General features: G+C 58.5%; 16 protein-coding genes and 1 pseudogene. 13 read left to right on the top strand and 4 right to left on the bottom strand.

Annotation, left to right across the window (positions count from 1 at the left end; translation table 11 throughout):
• From sdhD to NX780_RS00275, 9 genes and pseudogenes are all read left to right on the top strand, one after another.
• Positions 1–369, top strand: coding sequence for a succinate dehydrogenase, hydrophobic membrane anchor protein (gene sdhD / locus NX780_RS00315; protein ID WP_258825874.1), 369 nt, complete (start codon positions 1–3; stop codon positions 367–369).
• A gap of 2 nt (positions 370–371) precedes the next feature.
• A complete protein-coding gene (gene sdhA, locus NX780_RS00310; RefSeq protein WP_258825873.1) occupies positions 372–2,150 on the top strand; it encodes a succinate dehydrogenase flavoprotein subunit in 1,779 nt (592 codons plus the stop codon).
• A gap of 50 nt (positions 2,151–2,200) precedes the next feature.
• Positions 2,201–2,911, top strand: coding sequence for a succinate dehydrogenase iron-sulfur subunit (locus NX780_RS00305; protein WP_258825872.1), 711 nt, complete (start codon positions 2,201–2,203; stop codon positions 2,909–2,911).
• 182 nt (positions 2,912–3,093) lie between these two features.
• Entirely contained in the window at positions 3,094–3,396 is a 303-nt protein-coding gene (locus NX780_RS00300; RefSeq protein ID WP_370663568.1) for an FAD assembly factor SdhE, read from the top strand.
• Between the two features lie 49 nt (positions 3,397–3,445).
• Positions 3,446–4,747: a citrate synthase gene (gene gltA / locus NX780_RS00295; RefSeq protein ID WP_258825870.1), complete on the top strand. Its 1,302-nt coding sequence runs from the start codon at positions 3,446–3,448 to the stop codon at positions 4,745–4,747.
• Positions 4,748–4,891: 144 nt separating this feature from the next.
• A complete protein-coding gene (locus NX780_RS00290) occupies positions 4,892–5,920 on the top strand; it encodes an SIR2 family protein (protein WP_258825869.1) in 1,029 nt (342 codons plus the stop codon).
• Between the two features lie 10 nt (positions 5,921–5,930).
• The gene (locus NX780_RS00285; protein WP_258825868.1) at positions 5,931–7,673 is read left to right on the top strand and encodes an ATP-binding protein; all 1,743 of its coding nucleotides are present in this window, start codon (positions 5,931–5,933) and stop codon (positions 7,671–7,673) included.
• Positions 7,674–7,884: 211 nt separating this feature from the next.
• Positions 7,885–8,390, top strand: a pseudogene (locus tag NX780_RS00280) (citrate/2-methylcitrate synthase); the annotation flags it as partial.
• A gap of 762 nt (positions 8,391–9,152) precedes the next feature.
• Positions 9,153–10,106, top strand: a complete 954-nt coding sequence (locus tag NX780_RS00275; RefSeq protein WP_258825867.1) for a hypothetical protein — start codon at positions 9,153–9,155, stop codon at positions 10,104–10,106.
• 46 nt (positions 10,107–10,152) lie between these two features.
• Here NX780_RS00275 and NX780_RS00270 read toward each other — a convergent pair whose 3' ends face one another.
• Positions 10,153–11,154 carry a hypothetical protein gene (locus tag NX780_RS00270; RefSeq protein WP_258825866.1) on the bottom strand — a complete coding sequence of 334 codons (1,002 nt, stop codon included), beginning with the start codon at positions 11,152–11,154 and terminating at the stop codon, positions 10,153–10,155.
• A gap of 389 nt (positions 11,155–11,543) precedes the next feature.
• Here NX780_RS00270 and NX780_RS00265 point away from each other — a divergent pair, with 389 nt between their 5' ends.
• Positions 11,544–13,853, top strand: a complete 2,310-nt coding sequence (locus tag NX780_RS00265; protein WP_258825865.1) for a TonB-dependent receptor — start codon at positions 11,544–11,546, stop codon at positions 13,851–13,853.
• 108 nt (positions 13,854–13,961) lie between these two features.
• On the opposite strand, the gene NX780_RS00260 is transcribed toward NX780_RS00265, so the two are convergent.
• On the bottom strand, positions 13,962–15,206 hold the full coding sequence (locus NX780_RS00260; protein WP_258825864.1) for a glycoside hydrolase family 1 protein: 1,245 nt from the start codon (positions 15,204–15,206) through the stop codon (positions 13,962–13,964).
• Here NX780_RS00260 and NX780_RS00255 point away from each other — a divergent pair.
• From NX780_RS00255 to NX780_RS00245, 3 genes are all read left to right on the top strand, one after another.
• Positions 15,205–16,215 (top strand): PhzF family phenazine biosynthesis protein, encoded by a 1,011-nt coding sequence (locus NX780_RS00255; RefSeq protein ID WP_258825863.1) that lies wholly within the window; start codon positions 15,205–15,207, stop codon positions 16,213–16,215. The two genes, NX780_RS00260 and NX780_RS00255, sit on opposite strands and share 2 nt — an antisense overlap.
• A 69-nt stretch (positions 16,216–16,284) precedes the next feature.
• Positions 16,285–17,208 carry a prolipoprotein diacylglyceryl transferase gene (locus NX780_RS00250; protein WP_258825862.1) on the top strand — a complete coding sequence of 308 codons (924 nt, stop codon included), beginning with the start codon at positions 16,285–16,287 and terminating at the stop codon, positions 17,206–17,208.
• Positions 17,205–17,609, top strand: coding sequence for a GFA family protein (locus NX780_RS00245; RefSeq protein WP_258825861.1), 405 nt, complete (start codon positions 17,205–17,207; stop codon positions 17,607–17,609). The genes NX780_RS00250 and NX780_RS00245 overlap by 4 nt, the downstream gene beginning before the upstream one ends.
• A gap of 13 nt (positions 17,610–17,622) precedes the next feature.
• On the opposite strand, the gene NX780_RS00240 is transcribed toward NX780_RS00245, so the two are convergent.
• Positions 17,623–18,057: a hypothetical protein gene (locus NX780_RS00240; RefSeq protein ID WP_258825860.1), complete on the bottom strand. Its 435-nt coding sequence runs from the start codon at positions 18,055–18,057 to the stop codon at positions 17,623–17,625.
• Between the two features lie 174 nt (positions 18,058–18,231).
• Positions 18,232–18,822 carry a hypothetical protein gene (locus NX780_RS00235; RefSeq protein ID WP_258825859.1) on the bottom strand — a complete coding sequence of 197 codons (591 nt, stop codon included), beginning with the start codon at positions 18,820–18,822 and terminating at the stop codon, positions 18,232–18,234.
• Positions 18,823–19,248: the final 426 nt, after the last annotated feature.

The raw sequence follows: 19,248 nt of genomic DNA, 5'->3' as shown, positions 1-19,248 counted from the left end.
ATGGCAACTAAAAATAATATCGGCCCGCGCCGCCTCGTTGTCGGCGCCCACTACGGCGTGAAGGACTGGCTGGCGCAACGCGTCACTGCCATCGTCATGGCCGTCTACACCATCGTGCTGCTGGTGTCCTTCCTGACCGCGAACGAATTCTCGTACGAAGCCTGGGCAGGCCTGTTCGCGAAGCAGTGGTTCAAGCTGTTCTCGCTGGTGACCTTCCTCGGCCTGTTCTACCACGCCTGGGTCGGCATCCGTGACATCTGGATGGACTACATCAAATCGGCGGGCCTGCGCCTGTTCCTGATGCTGTTGACCATCTTCTGGCTGCTCGCCTGCGCCGCCTGGACCGTGCAAATTCTCTGGAGTGTGTAATCGTGGCAGCTATCAAAACTGCAATCCCTACCCGTCGTTTTGACGCGGTCATCGTTGGCGCCGGCGGTTCCGGCATGCGCGCATCGCTGCAGCTGGCTGAAGCCGGCCTGAACGTGGCGGTGCTGTCGAAGGTCTTCCCGACCCGTTCCCACACCGTCGCGGCACAGGGCGGCATCGGCGCCTCGCTGGGCAATATGAGCGAAGACGACTGGTACTGGCACATGTTCGACACCGTCAAGGGTGGCGACTACCTGGGCGACCAGGACGCGATCGAATTCATGTGCCGCGAAGCCCCGAAGGTCGTGTACGAGCTCGAACACTTCGGCATGCCATTCGACCGCAACCCGGACGGCACGATCTACCAGCGCCCCTTCGGCGGCCACACCGCGAACTTCGGCGAGAAGCCGGTCCAGCGCGCGTGCGCCGCGGCCGACCGTACCGGCCACGCACTGCTGCACACCCTGTACCAGCGTAACGTCCGTGCCCGCACCCACTTCTTCGTCGAGTGGATGGCACTCGACCTGATCCGCGACGCCGAAGGCGACGTGGTCGGCGTGATGGCCCTGGAAATGGAAACCGGCGACGTGATGATCCTGGAAGCGAAGACCACCATCTTCGCCACCGGCGGCGCAGGCCGCATCTTCGCCGCATCGACCAACGCCTTCATCAACACCGGCGACGGCATGGGCATGGCGGCGCGCGCCGGCCTGCCGCTGCAGGACATGGAGTTCTGGCAGTTCCACCCGACCGGCGTGGCCGGCGCGGGCGTCCTCATCACCGAGGGCGTGCGCGGCGAGGGCGGCATCCTGATCAACTCGAACGGCGAACGCTTCATGGAGCGCTACGCGCCGACCCTGAAGGACCTGGCGCCGCGCGACTTCGTCTCGCGCTCGATGGACCAGGAGATCAAGGAAGGCCGCGGCTGCGGTCCGAACAAGGACCACGTGCTGCTGGACCTGCGCCACATCGGCAAGGACACCATCGAGAAGCGCCTGCCGTCGATTCTCGAAATTGGCCACAAGTTCGCCAACGTCGATGCGACCAAGGAACCGATCCCGGTCGTCCCGACCATCCACTACCAGATGGGCGGCATCCCGACCAACATCCACGGCCAGGTCGTCGCTCCTGACGGCGCCGGCGGCCAGAAGATCGTCAATGGCCTGTACGCGATCGGCGAATGCGCCTGCGTCTCGGTCCACGGCGCCAACCGCCTGGGCACCAACTCGCTGCTCGACCTGGTGGTCTTCGGCCGCGCGGCCGGCAACCACGTCGTCGCCTCGAACCTGAAGCAGAAGCTGAACAAGCCGCTGCCAGCCGACGCAGCCGACTTCGCGCTCGAGCGCCTGAACCGCCTCGAGACCTCGACCGGCAGCGAAAAAGTGCAGGGCGTCGCCAACGACATCCGCGCCACCATGCAGAAGTACTGCGGCGTGTTCCGTACCCAGGAACTGCTGGATGCGGGCGTCAAGGAAATCATGAAGCTGGACGAGCGCCGCAAGCACGTGTCGTTCAAGGACAAGTCGAAGGTGTTCAACACCGCCCGCGTGGAAGCGCTGGAACTCGACAACCTGATCGAGACCGCCAAGGCGACCATCGTGTCGGCAGCGGCCCGTCCGGAATCGCGCGGCGCGCACGCCCACAGCGACTACCCGAACCGCGACGACGAGAACTGGATGAAGCATACCCTGTGGTTCTCGGAGAACAACCGCCTCGAGTACAAGGCTGTGGTCACCAAGCCGCTGACCGTCGACACCTTCAAGCCGAAGGCCCGTACTTTCTAATTTATGCAGGGCCGCGACGTGGTCGCGGCCCGTGAAAAACAGGTAAAAACATGGCACGCACCGTCCAACTGAAGATCTACCGCTACGATCCGGACAAGGATACGAAGCCTTACATGCAAGACGTCACCGTCGAGCTGCAAGACACCGACAAGATGCTGCTCGACGCGCTGCAGCGCATCAAGTCGGACGTCGACGATTCGCTGGCCCTGCGCCGCTCCTGCCGCGAAGGCGTGTGCGGTTCGGACGCGATGAACATCAACGGCAAGAACGGCCTGGCCTGCACCACCAACCTGAACGAGCTGACCCAGCCGATCGTGCTGCGTCCGCTGCCAGGCCTGCCGGTGGTCCGCGACCTGATCGTCGACATGACCAACTTCTTCAAGCAGTACCACTCGATCAAGCCGTACCTGATCAACGACTCGATCAAGCCGGAGAAAGAGCGCCTGCAGTCGCCGGAAGAGCGCGAAGAGCTCGACGGCCTGTACGAGTGCATCCTGTGCGCCTGCTGCTCGACCTCCTGCCCGTCGTTCTGGTGGAACCCGGACAAGTTCGTCGGCCCGGCCGGCCTGCTGCAGGCCTACCGCTTCATCGCCGACTCGCGCGACGAAGCCACCAACGAGCGCCTGGACAACCTGGAAGACCCGTACCGCCTGTTCCGCTGCCACTCGATCATGAACTGCACGGACGTGTGCCCGAAGGGCCTGAATCCGAACAAGGCGATCGGCAAGATCAAGGAATTGCTGGTTCGTCGCGCGATCTAAGATCGTCGCTCAGTTCAAACGTGATTTGAACGCGCGGTCGGGGAACCCGACCACCCTACGTAGGGTGCACGGCTTTGCCGTGCGCGCGTTCAGCCAGCCGTAGCACATAGCCGCAAAATGCAGCATCACGCAGTAAAAGATGCCGCAAATACAGTAAAAGTACCGTACTGCCTATTCCCGGCATGCGGAGTATGATGTTGACCCAACAACGGACTCTAGTGAAAACGCATCAATCCGACCCCACGAACCGCGCCCGCCTGCGCTGGCGCGCCCGCCGTGGCCTGCTCGAGAACGATTTGATCCTCACGCGCTTCCTCGATGCGCATGAAGAAGAATTGAGCGACGAGGAAGTCGATGCGCTGACCCGCTTGCTGGACCTGGCGGACAATCCGCTGATGGACCTGCTGCTGGGCCGCTCCGAGCCTGAAGGCGAGGTCGACCGGCCGCACGTGCGCGCCTTGCTGGCGCGCCTGCGGCAAGCGTGAGACAGCCGTTTTTTGTTTTTAAGATCCACTCCCACAAGAAGGAAGTGCCATGAATATCTCTGATACCAAAGCCACCCTGTCGTTCTCCGACGGCAGCCCGTCGGTCGACATGCCGATCTACAAAGGCACCATCGGCCCGGACGTCATCGACATCCGCAAGCTGTACGGCCAGACCGGCAAGTTCACCTACGACCCTGGCTTCATGTCGACTGCCTCGTGCAACTCGAGCATCACCTACATCGACGGTGACAAGGGCGAGCTGCTGTACCGCGGCTACCCGATCGAGCAGCTGGCCGTCAACTGCGACTTCCTGGAAACCTGCTACCTGCTGCTGAACGGCGAACTGCCGAACGCCGCGCAGAAGGCCGAATTCGAGAACACCGTGACCCGTCACACGATGGTCCACGAGCAGATGAACTTCTTCTTCCGCGGCTTCCGCCGCGACGCGCACCCGATGTCGGTCCTGGTCGGCACCGTCGGCGCGCTGGCCTCGTTCTACCACGACTCGCTGGACATCAACGATCCGCAGCAGCGCGAAATCTCGGCCATCCGTCTGATCGCCAAGCTGCCGACCCTGGTCGCCATGGCATACAAGTACTCGATCGGCCAGCCGTTCATGTACCCGCGCAACGACCTGTCGTACAGCGCGAACTTCATGCACATGATGTTCGCCAACCCGTGCGAAGAGTACAAGGTCAACGACGTGCTGGTGCGCGCCCTGGACCGCATCCTGATCCTGCACGCCGACCACGAGCAGAACGCGTCGACCTCGACCGTCCGCCTGGCCGGCTCGTCGGGCGCCAACCCGTTCGCCTGTATCGCTGCCGGTATCGCCTGCCTGTGGGGCCCGGCGCACGGCGGCGCCAACGAAGCCGCACTGACCATGCTGAAGGAAATCGGCAGCGTCGAGAACATCCCGGCCTTCATCGAGAAGGTCAAGGACAAGAACTCGGGCGTGAAGCTGATGGGCTTCGGTCACCGCGTGTACAAGAACTTCGACCCGCGCGCCAAGCTGATGCGCGAAACCTGCCACGAAGTGCTGAACGAACTGGGCCTGCAGGACGACCCGCTGTTCAAGCTGGCGATGGAACTGGAAAAGATCGCCCTGAACGACGAATACTTCGTGTCGCGCAAGCTGTACCCGAACGTCGACTTCTACTCGGGCATCGTGCAGTCGGCCCTGGGCATCCCGGTCTCGCTGTTCACCGGTATCTTCGCGATGGCCCGTACCATCGGCTGGATCGCCCAGTGGAACGAAATGATCGCCGATCCGGAACAGAAGATCGGCCGCCCGCGCCAGCTGTTCGTCGGCTCGCCGGTGCGCGACGTGCCGGGGATCGACAAGCGCTGATCTTTAGCGCAGCGTTATCAGGAAAGCGGACTTCGGTCCGCTTTTTTTTTATGTATGTAATCTCTCAAGTTCATCTTTAACATTTCCGTAATAAAAAATGATGTACTATTAAGAAATAGTTAATTACTTGGTTCATCGCTACAAATGGACGCGCTAGCACATATCACCAATTTGGCACAGGATTGCGTCGGTTATAGTCCGCTGATATTACTAGGAAGCGGTGCGTCTGCCGGGCACGGTATTCCCGGTATGTGGCACTTAGGTGAGCATCTGACTAATTCCGTTTTGCCAGACGGCTTAACGGATACAGATAAGAAGGGCTGGGAGTCGTTCCTGAACCTATTGCCTACAACCGACCTAGAAAGTGCGCTAACAAACGTGACTCTCACCGCGCGGATGACGACACATGTTGTCACGTCCACTTGGGATTATTTAAACAAATATGACATTAACGTTTTTGAAAGAGTCTGTTCTGACCGCCGCTACTTACCGCTAACTAAGCTCTATCAACATCTGTTTAGAAGCACCAATAAAGAAGTGCAGGTCGTGACTCCGAACTATGATCGACTCGCTGAGTATGCTGCAGAGGCGGGGGGCTTTACCGCATACACAGGCTTCTCGTTCGGCTATCTAGGCTCCCGCTCTCCCGTGCCAGGGCCTCGTGTCTTTCAAGGTAAAGCTCAGACGCGTACAGTTAGCGTCTGGAAAGTGCACGGTTCATTTGGATGGTTTTCCGACTTAGATGGAACCGTAATAAGCCTGCCGCCAAGTGCAATTCGACCGACGTCGCTCACTCCCGTAATTATTACGCCCGGAATTGAAAAGTATCGCCTGACACATGAGGAGCCGTTCCGCACCACAATGCAACAGGCGGATGAGGCAATCCGTTCAGCGAAAGCATATCTATGTATTGGCTATGGATTTAATGATCGACACATCCAAACCCTTATGGTTGGGCGATGTGAGTCAGAAGATGTTCCTTTGATTCTCTTAACCAAAGAAATAAGTCCAACTGCGCATCAATTCCTCCGCGCTGGAAAATGTCGTAGGTATGCAGCTTTGGAGGAATGCGGTAATAACACAAAAATATTCTGTAATGAATTTCCTGATGGCATAGAGGTCAAGAATGCGTCATTGTGGAAACTGGCAGATTTTATGAATCTTGTTTCATAGGGGGGCATGCATGAGTATTTTGGCATATGAGGATCATGAAGCACTTGGGCGAGTACGCTCAGTCGATACGGCAACGGTCATTGTTGTTGTTGACGACGTTGAGCGCTTACGGAAATTGCAAGTAAATCGACTGGCAGTACTCCAAAGCAGCAAGCCAGGGCAATACCTCATAGGTATAATTCAAAAGATAACGCGAAATGCAGTCGATGGCGGAAATGCTCTTCAAGAAGACGAAACGCAAGATGATGAGGAGATTTCTGAAGTAAATATGGTCCGGATAGCACTGATCGGAACTCTTATTGACAAGCTTGGAAGTAAGTCTAACGTTTTCTTGAGAACGTTGGAAACCGTCCCGGAAATCGATGCGTGTTGTTTTTCACTGGAAGAGAAACGTCTAACTGAATTTATGCGTGTAATCGCAGCGATCGGTTCAGATTCTCAGCGGTTATCGCTAGGTCAATATACACTTGATGAAAAAGCTGTTGCGTATTTGAACGGAAACAAATTTTTCCAACGCCATGCTGTGGTTGTTGGGAGCACAGGCTCAGGAAAATCATGGACGACTGCCCGAATCCTTGAGCAAGTATCCGGACTCGAAAACTCTAATGCAATCGTCTTTGACGTGCATGGAGAATATGCACCGTTAACGGGAGAAGGGATACGCCATTATAGGATCGCCGGACCAGGCGATTTGGAAACTTCCCAAGGTCTCCAAGACGGGATTATTTATCTCCCGTATTGGCTTCTCAGTTACGACGCAATGACATCCATGTTTGTTGATAGAAGCGACCAGAACTCGCCAAACCAGACAATGCTTATGTCACGAGCCGTAGTGAACGCAAAAAGAAAGTTCCTTGTCGATGTTGGGCAAGACCAACTTCTAGAAAATTTTACCATCGACAGCCCAGTTCCTTTTAGTATTGATGCCGTTATCAATGAGCTTAATGCAGTTAATACGGAAATGGTCCAAGGTGTCAGAGGAGATAAGCAAGGCGACTTTCATGGTAAGTTGAGTCGCTTAATACAAAGGTTTGAGAATAAACGTACCGATCGGCGTCTTGGATTTCTGTTTCGCGGAGGCGCGCAGACTCTCGAATTTGAATGGCTGGAAAAACTCGTCATCACTCTGTTGGCTGGAACCGCCGATCAGAAAGATAAGCGCGGTGGCGTAAAAATCATTGACTTCTCTGAAGTGCCAAGTGATATATTGCCGGCGATTGTGAGTTTGGTAGCCAAGTTGGCATTTTCTGTCCAACAATGGAGCGAGCCGTCACAACGTCATCCTATTGCGTTGTTCTGCGATGAGGCTCACTTGTATATCCCGGAACGGAGTGATGCAGGCGCAACAGGCAGCGTTTCGGTGGAGATATTTGAAAGAATTGCGAAAGAGGGACGTAAGTACGGAGTCGGGCTGGTTGTGATTAGCCAGCGTCCGTCTGAAGTCAACAGAACTGTTCTAAGTCAATGTAATAATTTAGTAGCCATGCGTCTTACGAACGGTGATGACCAAGCAGTGGTTCGAAGGCTTCTGCCTGATTCGTTAGGCGGTTTTGGCGATCTTCTTCCGGTTTTAGACACTGGTGAAGCGTTAGTTGTAGGCGATTCCAGCTTGCTGCCAACACGAGTTCGTGTAACGGAACCTAAGCAAAGGCCGAACAGCGGAACTGTTGAGTTTTGGGAACGCTGGTCGACGTCAGCTCCAATCGGCGGGCACGCCGAAGCAGTCGCGAACTGGCGGAGACAATCGATGTAACTGTTAAATGTTTGATCTTAAACGCGATTTCAATGAAAGTCGCGTTGAAATAACATTCAACAGCAAAACGAATTCGGACGACTGTAAGACGTGGCGCGGTATCTATCTCAATTCCACTTCCACGACTCTGTCGGCTAATTGACTGAAGTAGGATAGCCTGCGGTCGAGGGTGTTGTCGACTGTTCACCCCAGTCCGTATCGCTTGTCTGCGGGCCCGGCGCACGGCGGCGCCAACGAAGCCGCACTGACCATGCTGAAGGAAATCGGCAGCGTCGAGAACATCCCGGCCTTCATCGAGAAGGTCAAGGACAAGAACTCGGGCGTGAACTGATGGGCTTCGGTCACCGCGTCTACAAGAACTTCGGCCCGCACGCCAAGCTGATGCGCGAAACCTGCCACGAAGTGCTGAACGAACTGGGCCTGCAGGACGACCCGCTGTTCAAGCTGGCCATGGAACTGGAAAAGATTGCGGTGAACGACGAATACTTCGTGTCGCGCAAGCTGTACCCGAACGTCGAATTCTACTCGGGCATCGTGCAGTCGGCCCTGGGCATACCGGTCTCGCTGTTCACCGGTATCTTCGCGATGGCGCGTACCATAGGCTGGATCGCCCAGTGGAACGAAATGATCGCCGATCCGGAACAGAAGATCGGCCGTCCGCGCCAGCTGTTCGTCGGCTCGCCAGTGCGCGACGCGCCGGGCACCGACAAGCGTTAACTCATAGCACAGCGTCATCAAGAAAGCGGGCTCAGGCCCGCTTTTTTTCGCCATCGTATTGGAAGTTGTGTCGTAAGTATGCGCATTGCATTGTAAGTCTATTTATCTTGAGATAATTTATGGTCTCGATAATCAAAATTTAAATCTGGAAAACGGATTTCTTCATGACAAGAAAATCGGCTGGTCCAAGCTGCAAGACGTAGAAAATAAAAAATTTGCTTGCGGGTTCTGTGGCACTGTTGTTTCTTCGGTTAAAGGATATAAGCTGGGACAGTTGTGTGACGGTAGTGGGCGTCAAGTAGGTGGAGTTTACATATGCCCGAACTGCGGTGGTCCAAACTTCTTTTCGCTTGACGGGCTTCGGCCCCCGCAACCCGCACTGGGAAACTCCGTTTCGTATGTTCCTGACGAATTAAACGCTTTATATGAAGAAGCTTGTAAATGTACAAGCCAACGGTGCTTGCTGCATATGTATTGCTATTTCACAAATGTTGATGGACATTGCACTTCACCAAGGGGCGAATGAAGGTCTGGAGTTTATCGAATATGTAAGCATTCTTTCAGCACAGGGATATGTCCCCCCAGAACGGCTCAAATTGGGTGGATCATTCGGAAGACAGGAATGAGGCTACTCACGAGGTAGCCGTCATAGAAGAGTTCGATGTTGTGATCTTCTCATGTTTACTAAGATGCTTTTGCGGTTTATGTAAGAATTTCCAAGTATGGTGCAGATTTAGGCTGAGTTTCGCGAATTAGAGTGACATGGACCTACTAAAATTAACTAGAGAAAAATGCGCAAGCTTGAAGGATACGGACTCACGTCCTGGCCTTGAAGCCGTTATCTTACATATCGAAATTTCCGAAAAACATTACGAGTTGGGGCGGCAATTAGGGGAATACCTTTATACCGATGTGATATATCGGACTAACCAGGCATATGAAGGAGCACTTAAAGAAGCATATCGAGTGCTTGCCGGAAAGGAACCTTCTTCGAAATCGCCTTATCAAATTGAGAGGCATTTGGAACAAGGAAAGCTGTTAAAAGAGCGCGTGCTCTTGCAGCTAAGGAATTACCGGACCGAATGGCGAAACAAGTCTACGCATGACTATCAACTATTCTTCTCTGCGCAAGAAGCGTTGTTAGCAATTGTGAGTGTCTCGGCATTCTTCAATATCTTGCTAGATCAAATGCTTGAAAAGCACGCGTATGAGATGGAAAAATCACGATCAGAACAGCAACTGCAATCTTCTCCGCCCAATGCTGCCGATTATAGAGCTCTGACATTCGCGCAGCAGTGTGTCCAGTTGTTGACGAAATTCTCGGAAAATATTGCGCCTGGAGACAGCACTACAAAGTTTGAATATGAGCTTCTGGGACAGTTGGCTGGATTTATTGAACAAGTTGATCCGCAAATTAAGGCTACTACTACGCCGGTAATTCGTCACGGAACGCAGAGGATGGAAGCCGATCTCCTCTTGCAGAAAGAAGATTCGACGGTTCTTATCGAAGTTAAAAGACCGTCGTTAGACAAGAAGCGAAGAATTAGAGACGGCTTGCAGCAGGTGAAAGCATATATGGCTGCTTCTGGAATAAAAGATGCAATCATATTTATGCCTCCTCGCCTTAGCGAAGAGGGTTTGGAAGTGACGGAGGTAACCGAAGATAGCGGCGATCGGGACAATAAGATTGTAATCGTTGCCCCGATCAAGTTTTAGGGGAGTGGGTGAATCGACGCAATATTACGAGTCTCCTCAAGGACAGCTAGAGTCGTTTGTTTTCCATTTTAACGAATTCGCTAATTATTTGTGAAATATTTTCTGATATAAACAGATCGTTTGCACGTGATAATAACGGTTCCACATTTAATGTTTCCAGCTCAAAACCGAGAGCCGAGCCTTGGCTGTTTATCAGCGAATTGCATAAATATGCGTAGGCGACAAGCCTAGCCCACAGAATTGGCTTAGATGAGGCTTCAAATTCGCAAAATATATGATCAATTGGAGCTAAGTCATGCCAACCTTGGCTGTTAATAAGGCTATTGAATTCTTCAAATCGCATGACGCGTGCATTACTGGAATCTCTGCGGATCATGGGCTGAACCGACGCTGAAAGTCTATCGGCAAATATATGTTCTTCTTGCGTCAGCCAATTAACATTCGGATGTCGTGCAACGAATTCATCTCCACTAAAGATGCGGGTGACACTTCGACGGAAACGGATGAGGTCAATAGCCTTTTCATCCACAGAGAAATCAGATAATGCTATCTGTTCTTCTATCAGAGACGCGAGAGCGAACGGCTTTAGAATCCGATAAATAGTGCTGCGAGCATAATACGAGCTAAGATCGAGCTTATAACGTTCTCGGGATCCTATGGCTTCTATACGCCCAATGAGGTCGCGACAAGATAATAAAAGCTGGAAACGCAGGGGGCCAATTGCCGCATAGAGACGTCGTCGTGCTTCATACTCATATTCCCTTTGAGCATTAACTTGCCCAAGATCGAGTTCTAAATTTCGCCTGACATCCGCATCGATAGTGCCTAGCGCTTGTGCATGGTCCAACTCGAGTTTCTTTTTGAGCTGTTCGAGGTCCTGCGCCGCCATGCTCTTTTGGTTCTCTAACTGTTGAGCGAGTTCAGCTTTACGTTTTTCGAGGTCCTGAGCCAGACGGTGCTGGATTAAACTTTTTCCAAGCCAATATGCTCCAGCTAGACTGAGACTCAAGGAGGAAGTTATTGCTGTTATGATCGTTGGCCAATCCATATGTTCACTTATTCAGTTCGTGAGTAGATCCAAATATTACTGGCAGAGAAATTATCACACGTATCATTCTATTTGTGTCGAAAGTAGCGATGATTTGCTTGTATGTTGAAATTTTTGGGTATATGAAGCTTCCTGCCACGATTATCATTCGGTAACGCCGGCGCTCTCGCATTGTTAAATTAGTACATGTTGTTGGTGCGCGACATTCAGTCGATGAAGCAGCGCTGCACAGCGCAGCCGACCGTGTAGTAGGCGGAGTTCGACCGGCATTTCTTTGTCATTTGCGCTTGTGGCAATTTTGACGCATTGTTCACCATTTCCTTGCTGAGCTGAACGACCGTTCGGTAGACTGCTTGTCTTTACAAGTGTGTCATTCGCAAAGGAAAAGAATGAAAGCTCTTCGCTCCCGCCTGTCCGTCCCGACCCGCCACACCCTGATGTGCATGGCCGTCGCCAGCGCCTTTCCCTTCAACGCGGCCCTGGCGCAAGACGCCGCCCCGGCCCAGCAAGATGCCCCGGCGGCCGAGAAGACGCCGGGGCAGGGCGGCCAGCGCCTCGACGTGGTCATCGTGACGGCGCAGCGCCGCGCGGAGAACATCAAGGACGTCCCGATGTCGATCACCACGGTCAGCGGCGACAAGCTCGATACGCTGACCGCCGGCGGCCAGGACATCCGCTTCCTGTCCGGCCGCTCGCCCAGCCTGAACATTGAATCCGACTACGGCCGCTCCTTCCCGCGCTTCTACATCCGCGGGCAGGGCAATACCGACTTCGACCTGAACGCCTCCCAGCCGGTCGGCCTGGTGGTCGACGACATCGTCCAGGAAAGCCCGATGCTCAAGGGCTTCCCGGTGTTCGACGTCGAGCAGGTCGAGGTGCTGCGCGGCCCGCAGGGTACCTTGTTCGGCCGTAACTCGCCGGCCGGCGTCATCAAGTTCGATTCGGTGCGGCCGGTGTTCCGCACCGAGGGTTATGTCAGCGCCGGTTTCGGCAAGGATGGCGTGAAGAATGCGGAAGGCGCATTCAACCTGCCGCTGGGCCAGACGGTCGCGGCGCGCCTGTCGCTGCAGTCGCAGAACCGCGACGACCGCGTGCACAACCCGCGCCCGACCGGCACCCGCGACTTCGAGGGCTACCACGACAACGCCGGCCGCTTGCAGGTGCTGTTCAAGCCGAGCAAGGAATTCAGCGCGCTGTTCAACGTCCACGCCCGTGACCTCGACAACAACGCCACCCTGTTCCGCGCCAACATCATCAAGCAGGGGACGAACGATCTGGTCGATGGCTTCGACTACGGCAGCTATCCGACCGACGGCGTCAACAAGCAGACCCTGCGCACCAAGGGCGGCAACGCGCGCCTGCGCTGGGACCTGCCGGGCCTGACCCTGCACTCGATCACCGGCTACGAGACGGCCGACTTCTACAGCCGCGCCGACGTCGACGGCGGCTACGGCGCCGTATATGCGCAGCCGATGGGGCCGGGCTACATCCCCTTCGTGGTGGAGACGGCCGACCTGCTGCCGGCGCACCGCCAGTTCACCCAGGAGTTCCGCGCCGAGTCCAACGCGTCCGGCCCGCTGCAGTGGATCGGCGGCCTGTTCTACTTCAACGAAGACATCCGCATCGACAGCATCAGCTTCGATTCCCTGGCCCCGGGCAATCCGCAGAACCCGTTCTACGCCACCCAGGACCAGTCGACCAAGTCGTGGGCGGCCTTCGGCTCGGTGAACTACACCGTGTCGGACAAGCTGAAAGTGCGCGCCGGCCTGCGCTACACCAACGACAAGAAGGACTTCTCGGCGCGCCGCGTCGAGGCCACCACGGCCGGGCCCTTCATCATCAACAACGAGTCGAACAACGTCAGCTGGGACCTGAGCGGCACCTATGCGCTGGACCAGGACACCAACCTGTTCGCGCGCATCGCCACCGGCTACCGCGCGCCCAGCATGCAGGGCCGCCTGAACGGCCTGGCCGACCGTCCGTCCTTCGCCGACGCCGAGGAAGTGCTGTCCTGGGAAGCCGGCTTCAAGAAAGAGCTGTTCGACCGTCGCGCGCGCGTGTCGGCCAGCGTGTTCCAGTACCGCGTCAAGGACAAGCAGCTCACCGCCGGCAGCGGCGTGATCAACATGAACCAGCTGATTAACGCGGACAAGGTCACCGGCCAGGGCGTCGAGCTGGACTTCCAGGCGGTGCTGTCCGATTCGCTGCGCATGACCTTCGGCGGCAGCTACAACGACACCGAGATCAAGGACGGTTCGCTGTTCGTCCAGCAGTGCGGCAACTTCGCCAACACGGGCGGGCGCGCCGGCTGCACCGTGACCGATCCGGTCGGCCCCTTCCCGGGCACCGTGCGCATCGACGGCAATCCGCTGCCGCGCGCGCCGCGCTGGCAGGCCAACCTGACGCTGCGCTACAGCGTCCCGCTCGGCAATGGCGACTTCTACGCGGACACCGACTGGGCCTACCGCAGCACCTATAACATGTTCCTGTACGAAGCCAGGGAGTACAAGGCCAAGTCGCTGCTGGAAGGCGGTGCGCGCACCGGCTACAAGTGGGGCGACGGCAAGTACGAACTGGCTGCCTACGTGCGCAATATCACCGACGAAGTCCAGGTCCAGGCCGCGATCGACTTCGACAACCTGACCGGCATCCTGACCGAACCGCGCACCTACGGCGTGCAGTTCCGCATGAACTTCTAAGCACTTCAGAAGCTCGGTGTCAGGTCTGACATCTAGACACGGTCTCAGCCATAGTCGGCTGCTACTGTTGAGGTCGTGTCCGAATGTCAGACCTGACACCGATGTTGCTCAGGCCCAGTCCTTGTCGGGCTGCACATTCAGCCGGTGCGCCGCATCCACCACATCCTGCAAATCCACCGGATCGCTGGACGGATCCTCGTCCAGGCTGGTGACCCGGTTCAGCTCCTTCTGCCAACGGCGCAGCTCGTCGACATAGGCCTGGTTCGGCACCCGCCGCAAGTCGCCGTTCTCTTCGTGCAGGTCGCAAATGCCGTTGCCGACCCACTCGCCGGTATGCCAGTCCGGCATGTCGACCGCCGGAAACAGGCACACCCCCTGCAGGTCCATGCCACGACGCACCGCCGCCAGCGATTCCCCCATGACGTCCCGCAGCCAGTCGGGACGGCCCTGTCCCAGGCCGCTGGTCTCGCCGATGATCATCGGCCTGCGATAGCGCTGCCATACCGTGTCGAGCATGTCGCACAAGGGCGCGATGCGCTCGTCGCCTGGCGGCAGCGGGGCGTGCGGCCCGTTTTCGCGGTATTCCATCTGGCCGAAGGAATACACATTGGCGCCCACGATGTCGAGGATCTCGGGCGAGCCGCCGTATTCCGGCAGCTCGCGTCCGCAGAGGATGTCCCAGGCCAGGAAAGTGTCGACGTGGGTTTCGTAGCGCGCGGCTTCGACCTGGTCGGGACGGTCGCGCGGCGCCACCACGCGCACCAGGGGATCGATGTGCACCATGCGCGCCTCCGGATCGACTTCCCGGATCGCGCGCACGCCGGCGATGGCGGCGCGGCAGAGTGCCTTCAGGAGGCGGGCCCGGTCTTCCCGGCTGCAGCGATAGGGTGCGGCCCAGCCCCATTCGCCGGCGCAGAAAGAGAAGAAGGTGATTTCGTTGATCGGCGTGAAGAAATGCGGGCCGGGGACTCTTGGCATCACGTAGTGCGCAGCGGCGCGGCAATACTGCCCGAAGCGATCGACGAAGGCGTCGGAAAACGGGTCGAGGTCGTCCGGATAGCCGTAATGGCAGAGATCCCAGATCGGCAGGATCTTCGACGTGTTCATCGCCTCGATATAGGGATCGATCACGGAAAAGTCGCAGGCGCCGCCCCTGTCCACCAGCGGCCAGGGAATGCCTTCGCGCGCCACCGCGATGCCGAGGCTGCTGAGGATGCGGTAATCCTCCGGGGCATGGCAGTCGTGCCCGGTTTCACTGACGAGGTTGCGCCGCGCACCGTCTTTCCACAGGAAATTGGAGCATTCGAAGCCGGACAGGAAGAAGGTGGGGAAGATGCCGGGATGCCGTACCATGCGAGCTCTCCTTTGGAAGCGGTTCGTCGCCGCACAAGCTAGCACGCAATGGCTGACCCAGTCGCCGCGCATCGCCCTGCCGCGCTATCCGGTACACTGGTGGCCAGCCGTTCTTCAAAGGGAGACCAGCTTGCTACGCCTGCCCATCAAGACCGTCGACGTCTTCACCACCGTCCCCTTCAAGGGCAATCCGGTCGCCGTCGTGCTCGACGCCGCCCGGCTCTCGGCCGGCCAGATGCAGCAGATCGCCAGCTGGACGAAGCTGTCCGAGACGACCTTCGTGCTGCCGCCGACCGAGCCCGGCGCCGACTACCAGGTCCGCATCTTCACGCCCGGCGCCGAGCTGCCCTTCGCAGGCCATCCCACGATCGGCACCGCGCATGCGTTGCTGGAAGCGGGCATCGTGCAGGCGAAAGACGGCATCCTGGTGCAGCAATGCGCCGCCGGCCTGGTCAGGCTGACCGTCGAGGGGGCAGGGCAGGGACCGGCCTGGATCGCCTTCGAGCTGCCCCCGCCGAGCCTCAGGGCCCTGGACGCGCGCCAGTCCGCGCAACTGGAAGCCATCCTCGGCGCCGACCTCGAGGTGAATGTCGTGCCTTACCTGGTCGACGTCGGCGCACGCTGGGTCGTCGCCCAGCTGACGAGCGCCCGCGCCGTCCTGGCATGCGAACCCGACCTGCAGCGCATGAAGGCGCAGGACATCCAGGGCAGGCACACGGGCGTGGTCATCTTCGGCAGCCACGAACCGGGGAGCAGGGCGGCCATCGAAGTGCGCGCCTTCGCGCCGGCGCATGGCGTGAACGAAGATCCCGTCTGCGGCAGCGGGACCGGCGCGGTCGCGGCCTACCTGCGCCATACGGGGCAGCTCGGGACCTTCGGACGCGAGCTGCTGGCGACACAAGGCGAGATGGTCGGGCGCGCAGGCGTGCTCAGGCTCTCGATCCTGGAGCAGGCAATCCGTATCGGCGGCAACGCGCTGACCTGTGTCGACGGCACGCTGGCAGTCTGACCGCCGGACCCGGCGCCATTCGCATTCAGGTACAGTACGCACCATTCGGACAATATTGAAGAGCAGTCGATGTCATACCCCTACCTGAGCGACGTGGTGAGAGCACTCACCGGCCTCGACCTACCGCTTCCCTTCGCCACCTTCGGCATCCTGGTCGCCTGCGCCATGTTCGCCGCTGCCGCCTGCCTCACCGCCGAGCTGCGCCGCCTCTACGAGCTCGGCGCGCTGCTGCCGGGGCGACGCCTCGTGAACGGCAAGCCGATCGTCAAACCGCCGCACGAACTGGTGTCCAACCTGACCATGCTGGTCATGTTTACGGGGATCGTCGGCGCGCGGCTCTTCCATATCCTGGAGAACACCCACCAGTTCGCGCTGGATCCATGGTCGATGATTTTCAGCCGCTCGGGCCTGAGCGTCTTCGGCGGCCTGATCGTCGGGACCCTGGCGGGGCTGGTCTACGTGCGCCGCTGGCAGCTGCCGGTGCGCCCGATGCTGGACGCGGTGGCGCCGGCGATGATGCTGGGCTATGCGATCGGCCGTCTCGGCTGCCAGGTGTCCGGCGATGGCGACTGGGGCACCATGGCGAACATGGCCCTCAAGCCCGACTGGTTGCCGACCTGGTTCTGGGCCCAGACCTACGAGAACAATATCTACGGCGAAGTCATCGCCGCACCCGGCGTCTATCCGACGCCGATCTACGAATCGGTGATAGCCCTGGCCTGCTTCGGGCTGCTGTGGGCGCTGCGCAGGCACCCTTTCCGCACGGGCTGGCTGTTCTCGCTCTACCTGCTGCTGGCGGGCGTGGAGCGCCTGCTGATCGAGCAGATCCGGGTGAATCCGCCCTACAGCTTCGCGGGCATCCACGCGACCCAGGCCGAGCTCATCGCCGCCGGCCTGATCGTCGCCGGTCTCGTCGGGCTCGCGCTGCTCGGACGGCGCAACACGGTGGCTGCCGGCGCGCAGGCGCCTCAAACCCTGGAGGAGGGGATATGATCAAGCAAGTCGGCACTACCGTCATCCAGCCCTTGCACAAGGCCAGCTGCCATTGCGGCGCGGTGGAACTGGAATTGAGCCTGCCGGAGGGCATCGTCGATCCGCGCCGCTGCGACTGCTCGATCTGCCGCCGCAAGGGGGCGATCGTGGCCTCGGTGCCCCTGTCCGGCATCCGGATCGTGAAGGGCGAGGACGTCCTGACGCTGTACCAGTTCAATACGATGACGGCGAAGCACTATTTCTGTTCCGTATGCGGCATCTACACGCACCACCAGCGCCGTTCGAATCCGCAGGAGTACGGCTATAACGTCGGCTGTCTCGAGGGCGTGAATCCTTTCGAACTCGGCGAGGTCCCGACCAACGATGGCGTGAATCACCCGGCAGACCGGAAACAGGGCTGATCCGGTAGCGTCCTCAGCGGGTCCAGTTGCACTTCCCGCGCACGATCGCCGCGGCCCAGAAGGGCAGGGCGAAGATGCCGCCGACGCCGACTACCCAGTTCTTCGTTTCGATGGTGTGCGGCTGGTGCTTCAAGGCATTCGGACCCATGCAGTGCGGGCGTTTGGCCTCGGAGAACTGCTGCCCGAATTCCTTGTACGGCCCGCCACTGAGCACCTTCGGATCGCCGCCCGAGAACGCTGGGCCGGGGTTCTCGGCCAGCACCTCCCGGACAGCCTTCCTGATTTCCTCGTCGCTCGGACGCGCGCCCCGCTTCGGCAGTGGCGCCGGCGCTTCCTGGAGCGCGAAGGGGTCCATCCCCACATTGGCAGGCCGGTCCTGCATGTCCGCGTAAGCGATGAACAGGGGCGCCGAGGCGAGGGCGAAAGTCGAGAACGGCCAGGTTTTCATTTTCCGTATGGCGGAGTGGCGACCGCCAGACTGTAGCCCACGGGTTCTTAAGGCGATATTAACGAGCGCGGTTTCATGTGTGGTGGATAGGCGGCCCGCACTGCCACGCGGGCCGCCCATGAGGCAGGGGATGCGCACGCACCGCGCCCCATGCGGTGCGTGCTGGATGGCGAATCAATAGCCGCGGGTGGTGCCAGTGGTGCCAGTGGTGCCGGTAGTGCCGGTAGTGCCGGTAGTGCCGGTAGTGCCGGTAGTGCCGGTGGTTCCCGTGCCGGTGGTTCCGGTGCCGGTCGTGCCGGTACCGGTATTGCCGCCTTGCGAGCTGCCGCTCGAGCCGGAGGTGCCCGACGTCCCGCTGCCGCTGGTGGCGCCCGTGCCCATCGCGCCGGTATTGCCGCTCGAACCGGTGCCCGTCGCGCCCGTATGGCCGCTTGTCGAGCCGGCGCTGCCGCCGCTGGTGGAGCCGCTGCCGGTGCCGCTCATCGAGCCGGTGCCCGAGCTGCCGCTGGAGCCGCTGGCCGAGCTGCCGCTCGATCCGCTGCTGCCCGACTTGCTCTTCTTCTGCTTCTTGTCCTTCTTCTCCTTACTGTCTTGCTGGCTGGAACCGGTGCTGCCACTGCCCGAGCTACCCGAGGTCTGGCCGCTTGCCTGCGAGCCCGACTGGCCCTCGGCGGTGCTGGTCTGTGCGCCGGCAGGGAAGGACACGGCCATGGCGGCGGCGACCGAGGCGCCGAGCATTGCTTTCAACAATTTCTGCATCTTCATGAGGATCTCCTGATTCTTGCGGTGGGGGAAAAGCTCAACAATATCAATGACATGTGAGCGAACCCAGTGTAGGCAGGCGTGTGGCGGACAAGCGCGGTAGCCGTTCAGAAAGTAATGAGGCCTGCACGGACGAGCGTGGCGAAGGAGATCTTTATGTACCCTGAGTACTGATTGCGCGATGGAATTGATGAGCCACGCTCATAAGCCCTTGCACTTTTCACAATGAATCACAGCCCTTTCCGCCCCTACAATCGACGGGCTGTGCCCCTGGGCCGCATGGCCGAAGCGCACACTTTCGGTGCGGATGCCGCCAGATGCCCGCAGCAAACGAACTGCACGCCTCGGAAACGAGAAAAGCGTTATGTTCTTGGCTCCGGTTTCGCCTGCGCGTTTTCGTCAAATCGGGGTAGCGCCTGCCCGTCGCAG

Source organism: Massilia agri (assembly GCF_024753255.1).
Lineage (GTDB): Bacteria > Pseudomonadota > Gammaproteobacteria > Burkholderiales > Burkholderiaceae_D > Telluria > Telluria agri.
Note: the sequence above shows the minus strand (reverse complement) of the source record. Positions and strands in the feature narration are given on the sequence as shown.

Coding starts and splice junctions, on each gene's coding strand:
- sdhD (WP_258825874.1), top strand. CDS start 1: ATGGCAACTAAAAATAATATCGGCCCGCGCCGCCTCGTTGTCGGCGCC.
- NX780_RS00305 (WP_258825872.1), top strand. CDS start 2,201: ATGGCACGCACCGTCCAACTGAAGATCTACCGCTACGATCCGGACAAG.
- NX780_RS00300 (WP_370663568.1), top strand. CDS start 3,094: ATGCGGAGTATGATGTTGACCCAACAACGGACTCTAGTGAAAACGCAT.
- gltA (WP_258825870.1), top strand. CDS start 3,446: ATGAATATCTCTGATACCAAAGCCACCCTGTCGTTCTCCGACGGCAGC.
- NX780_RS00290 (WP_258825869.1), top strand. CDS start 4,892: ATGGACGCGCTAGCACATATCACCAATTTGGCACAGGATTGCGTCGGT.
- NX780_RS00285 (WP_258825868.1), top strand. CDS start 5,931: ATGAGTATTTTGGCATATGAGGATCATGAAGCACTTGGGCGAGTACGC.
- NX780_RS00275 (WP_258825867.1), top strand. CDS start 9,153: ATGGACCTACTAAAATTAACTAGAGAAAAATGCGCAAGCTTGAAGGAT.
- NX780_RS00270 (WP_258825866.1), bottom strand. CDS start 11,154: ATGGATTGGCCAACGATCATAACAGCAATAACTTCCTCCTTGAGTCTC.
- NX780_RS00265 (WP_258825865.1), top strand. CDS start 11,544: ATGAAAGCTCTTCGCTCCCGCCTGTCCGTCCCGACCCGCCACACCCTG.
- NX780_RS00255 (WP_258825863.1), top strand. CDS start 15,205: ATGCGAGCTCTCCTTTGGAAGCGGTTCGTCGCCGCACAAGCTAGCACG.
- NX780_RS00260 (WP_258825864.1), bottom strand. CDS start 15,206: ATGGTACGGCATCCCGGCATCTTCCCCACCTTCTTCCTGTCCGGCTTC.
- NX780_RS00250 (WP_258825862.1), top strand. CDS start 16,285: ATGTCATACCCCTACCTGAGCGACGTGGTGAGAGCACTCACCGGCCTC.
- NX780_RS00245 (WP_258825861.1), top strand. CDS start 17,205: ATGATCAAGCAAGTCGGCACTACCGTCATCCAGCCCTTGCACAAGGCC.
- NX780_RS00240 (WP_258825860.1), bottom strand. CDS start 18,057: ATGAAAACCTGGCCGTTCTCGACTTTCGCCCTCGCCTCGGCGCCCCTG.
- NX780_RS00235 (WP_258825859.1), bottom strand. CDS start 18,822: ATGAAGATGCAGAAATTGTTGAAAGCAATGCTCGGCGCCTCGGTCGCC.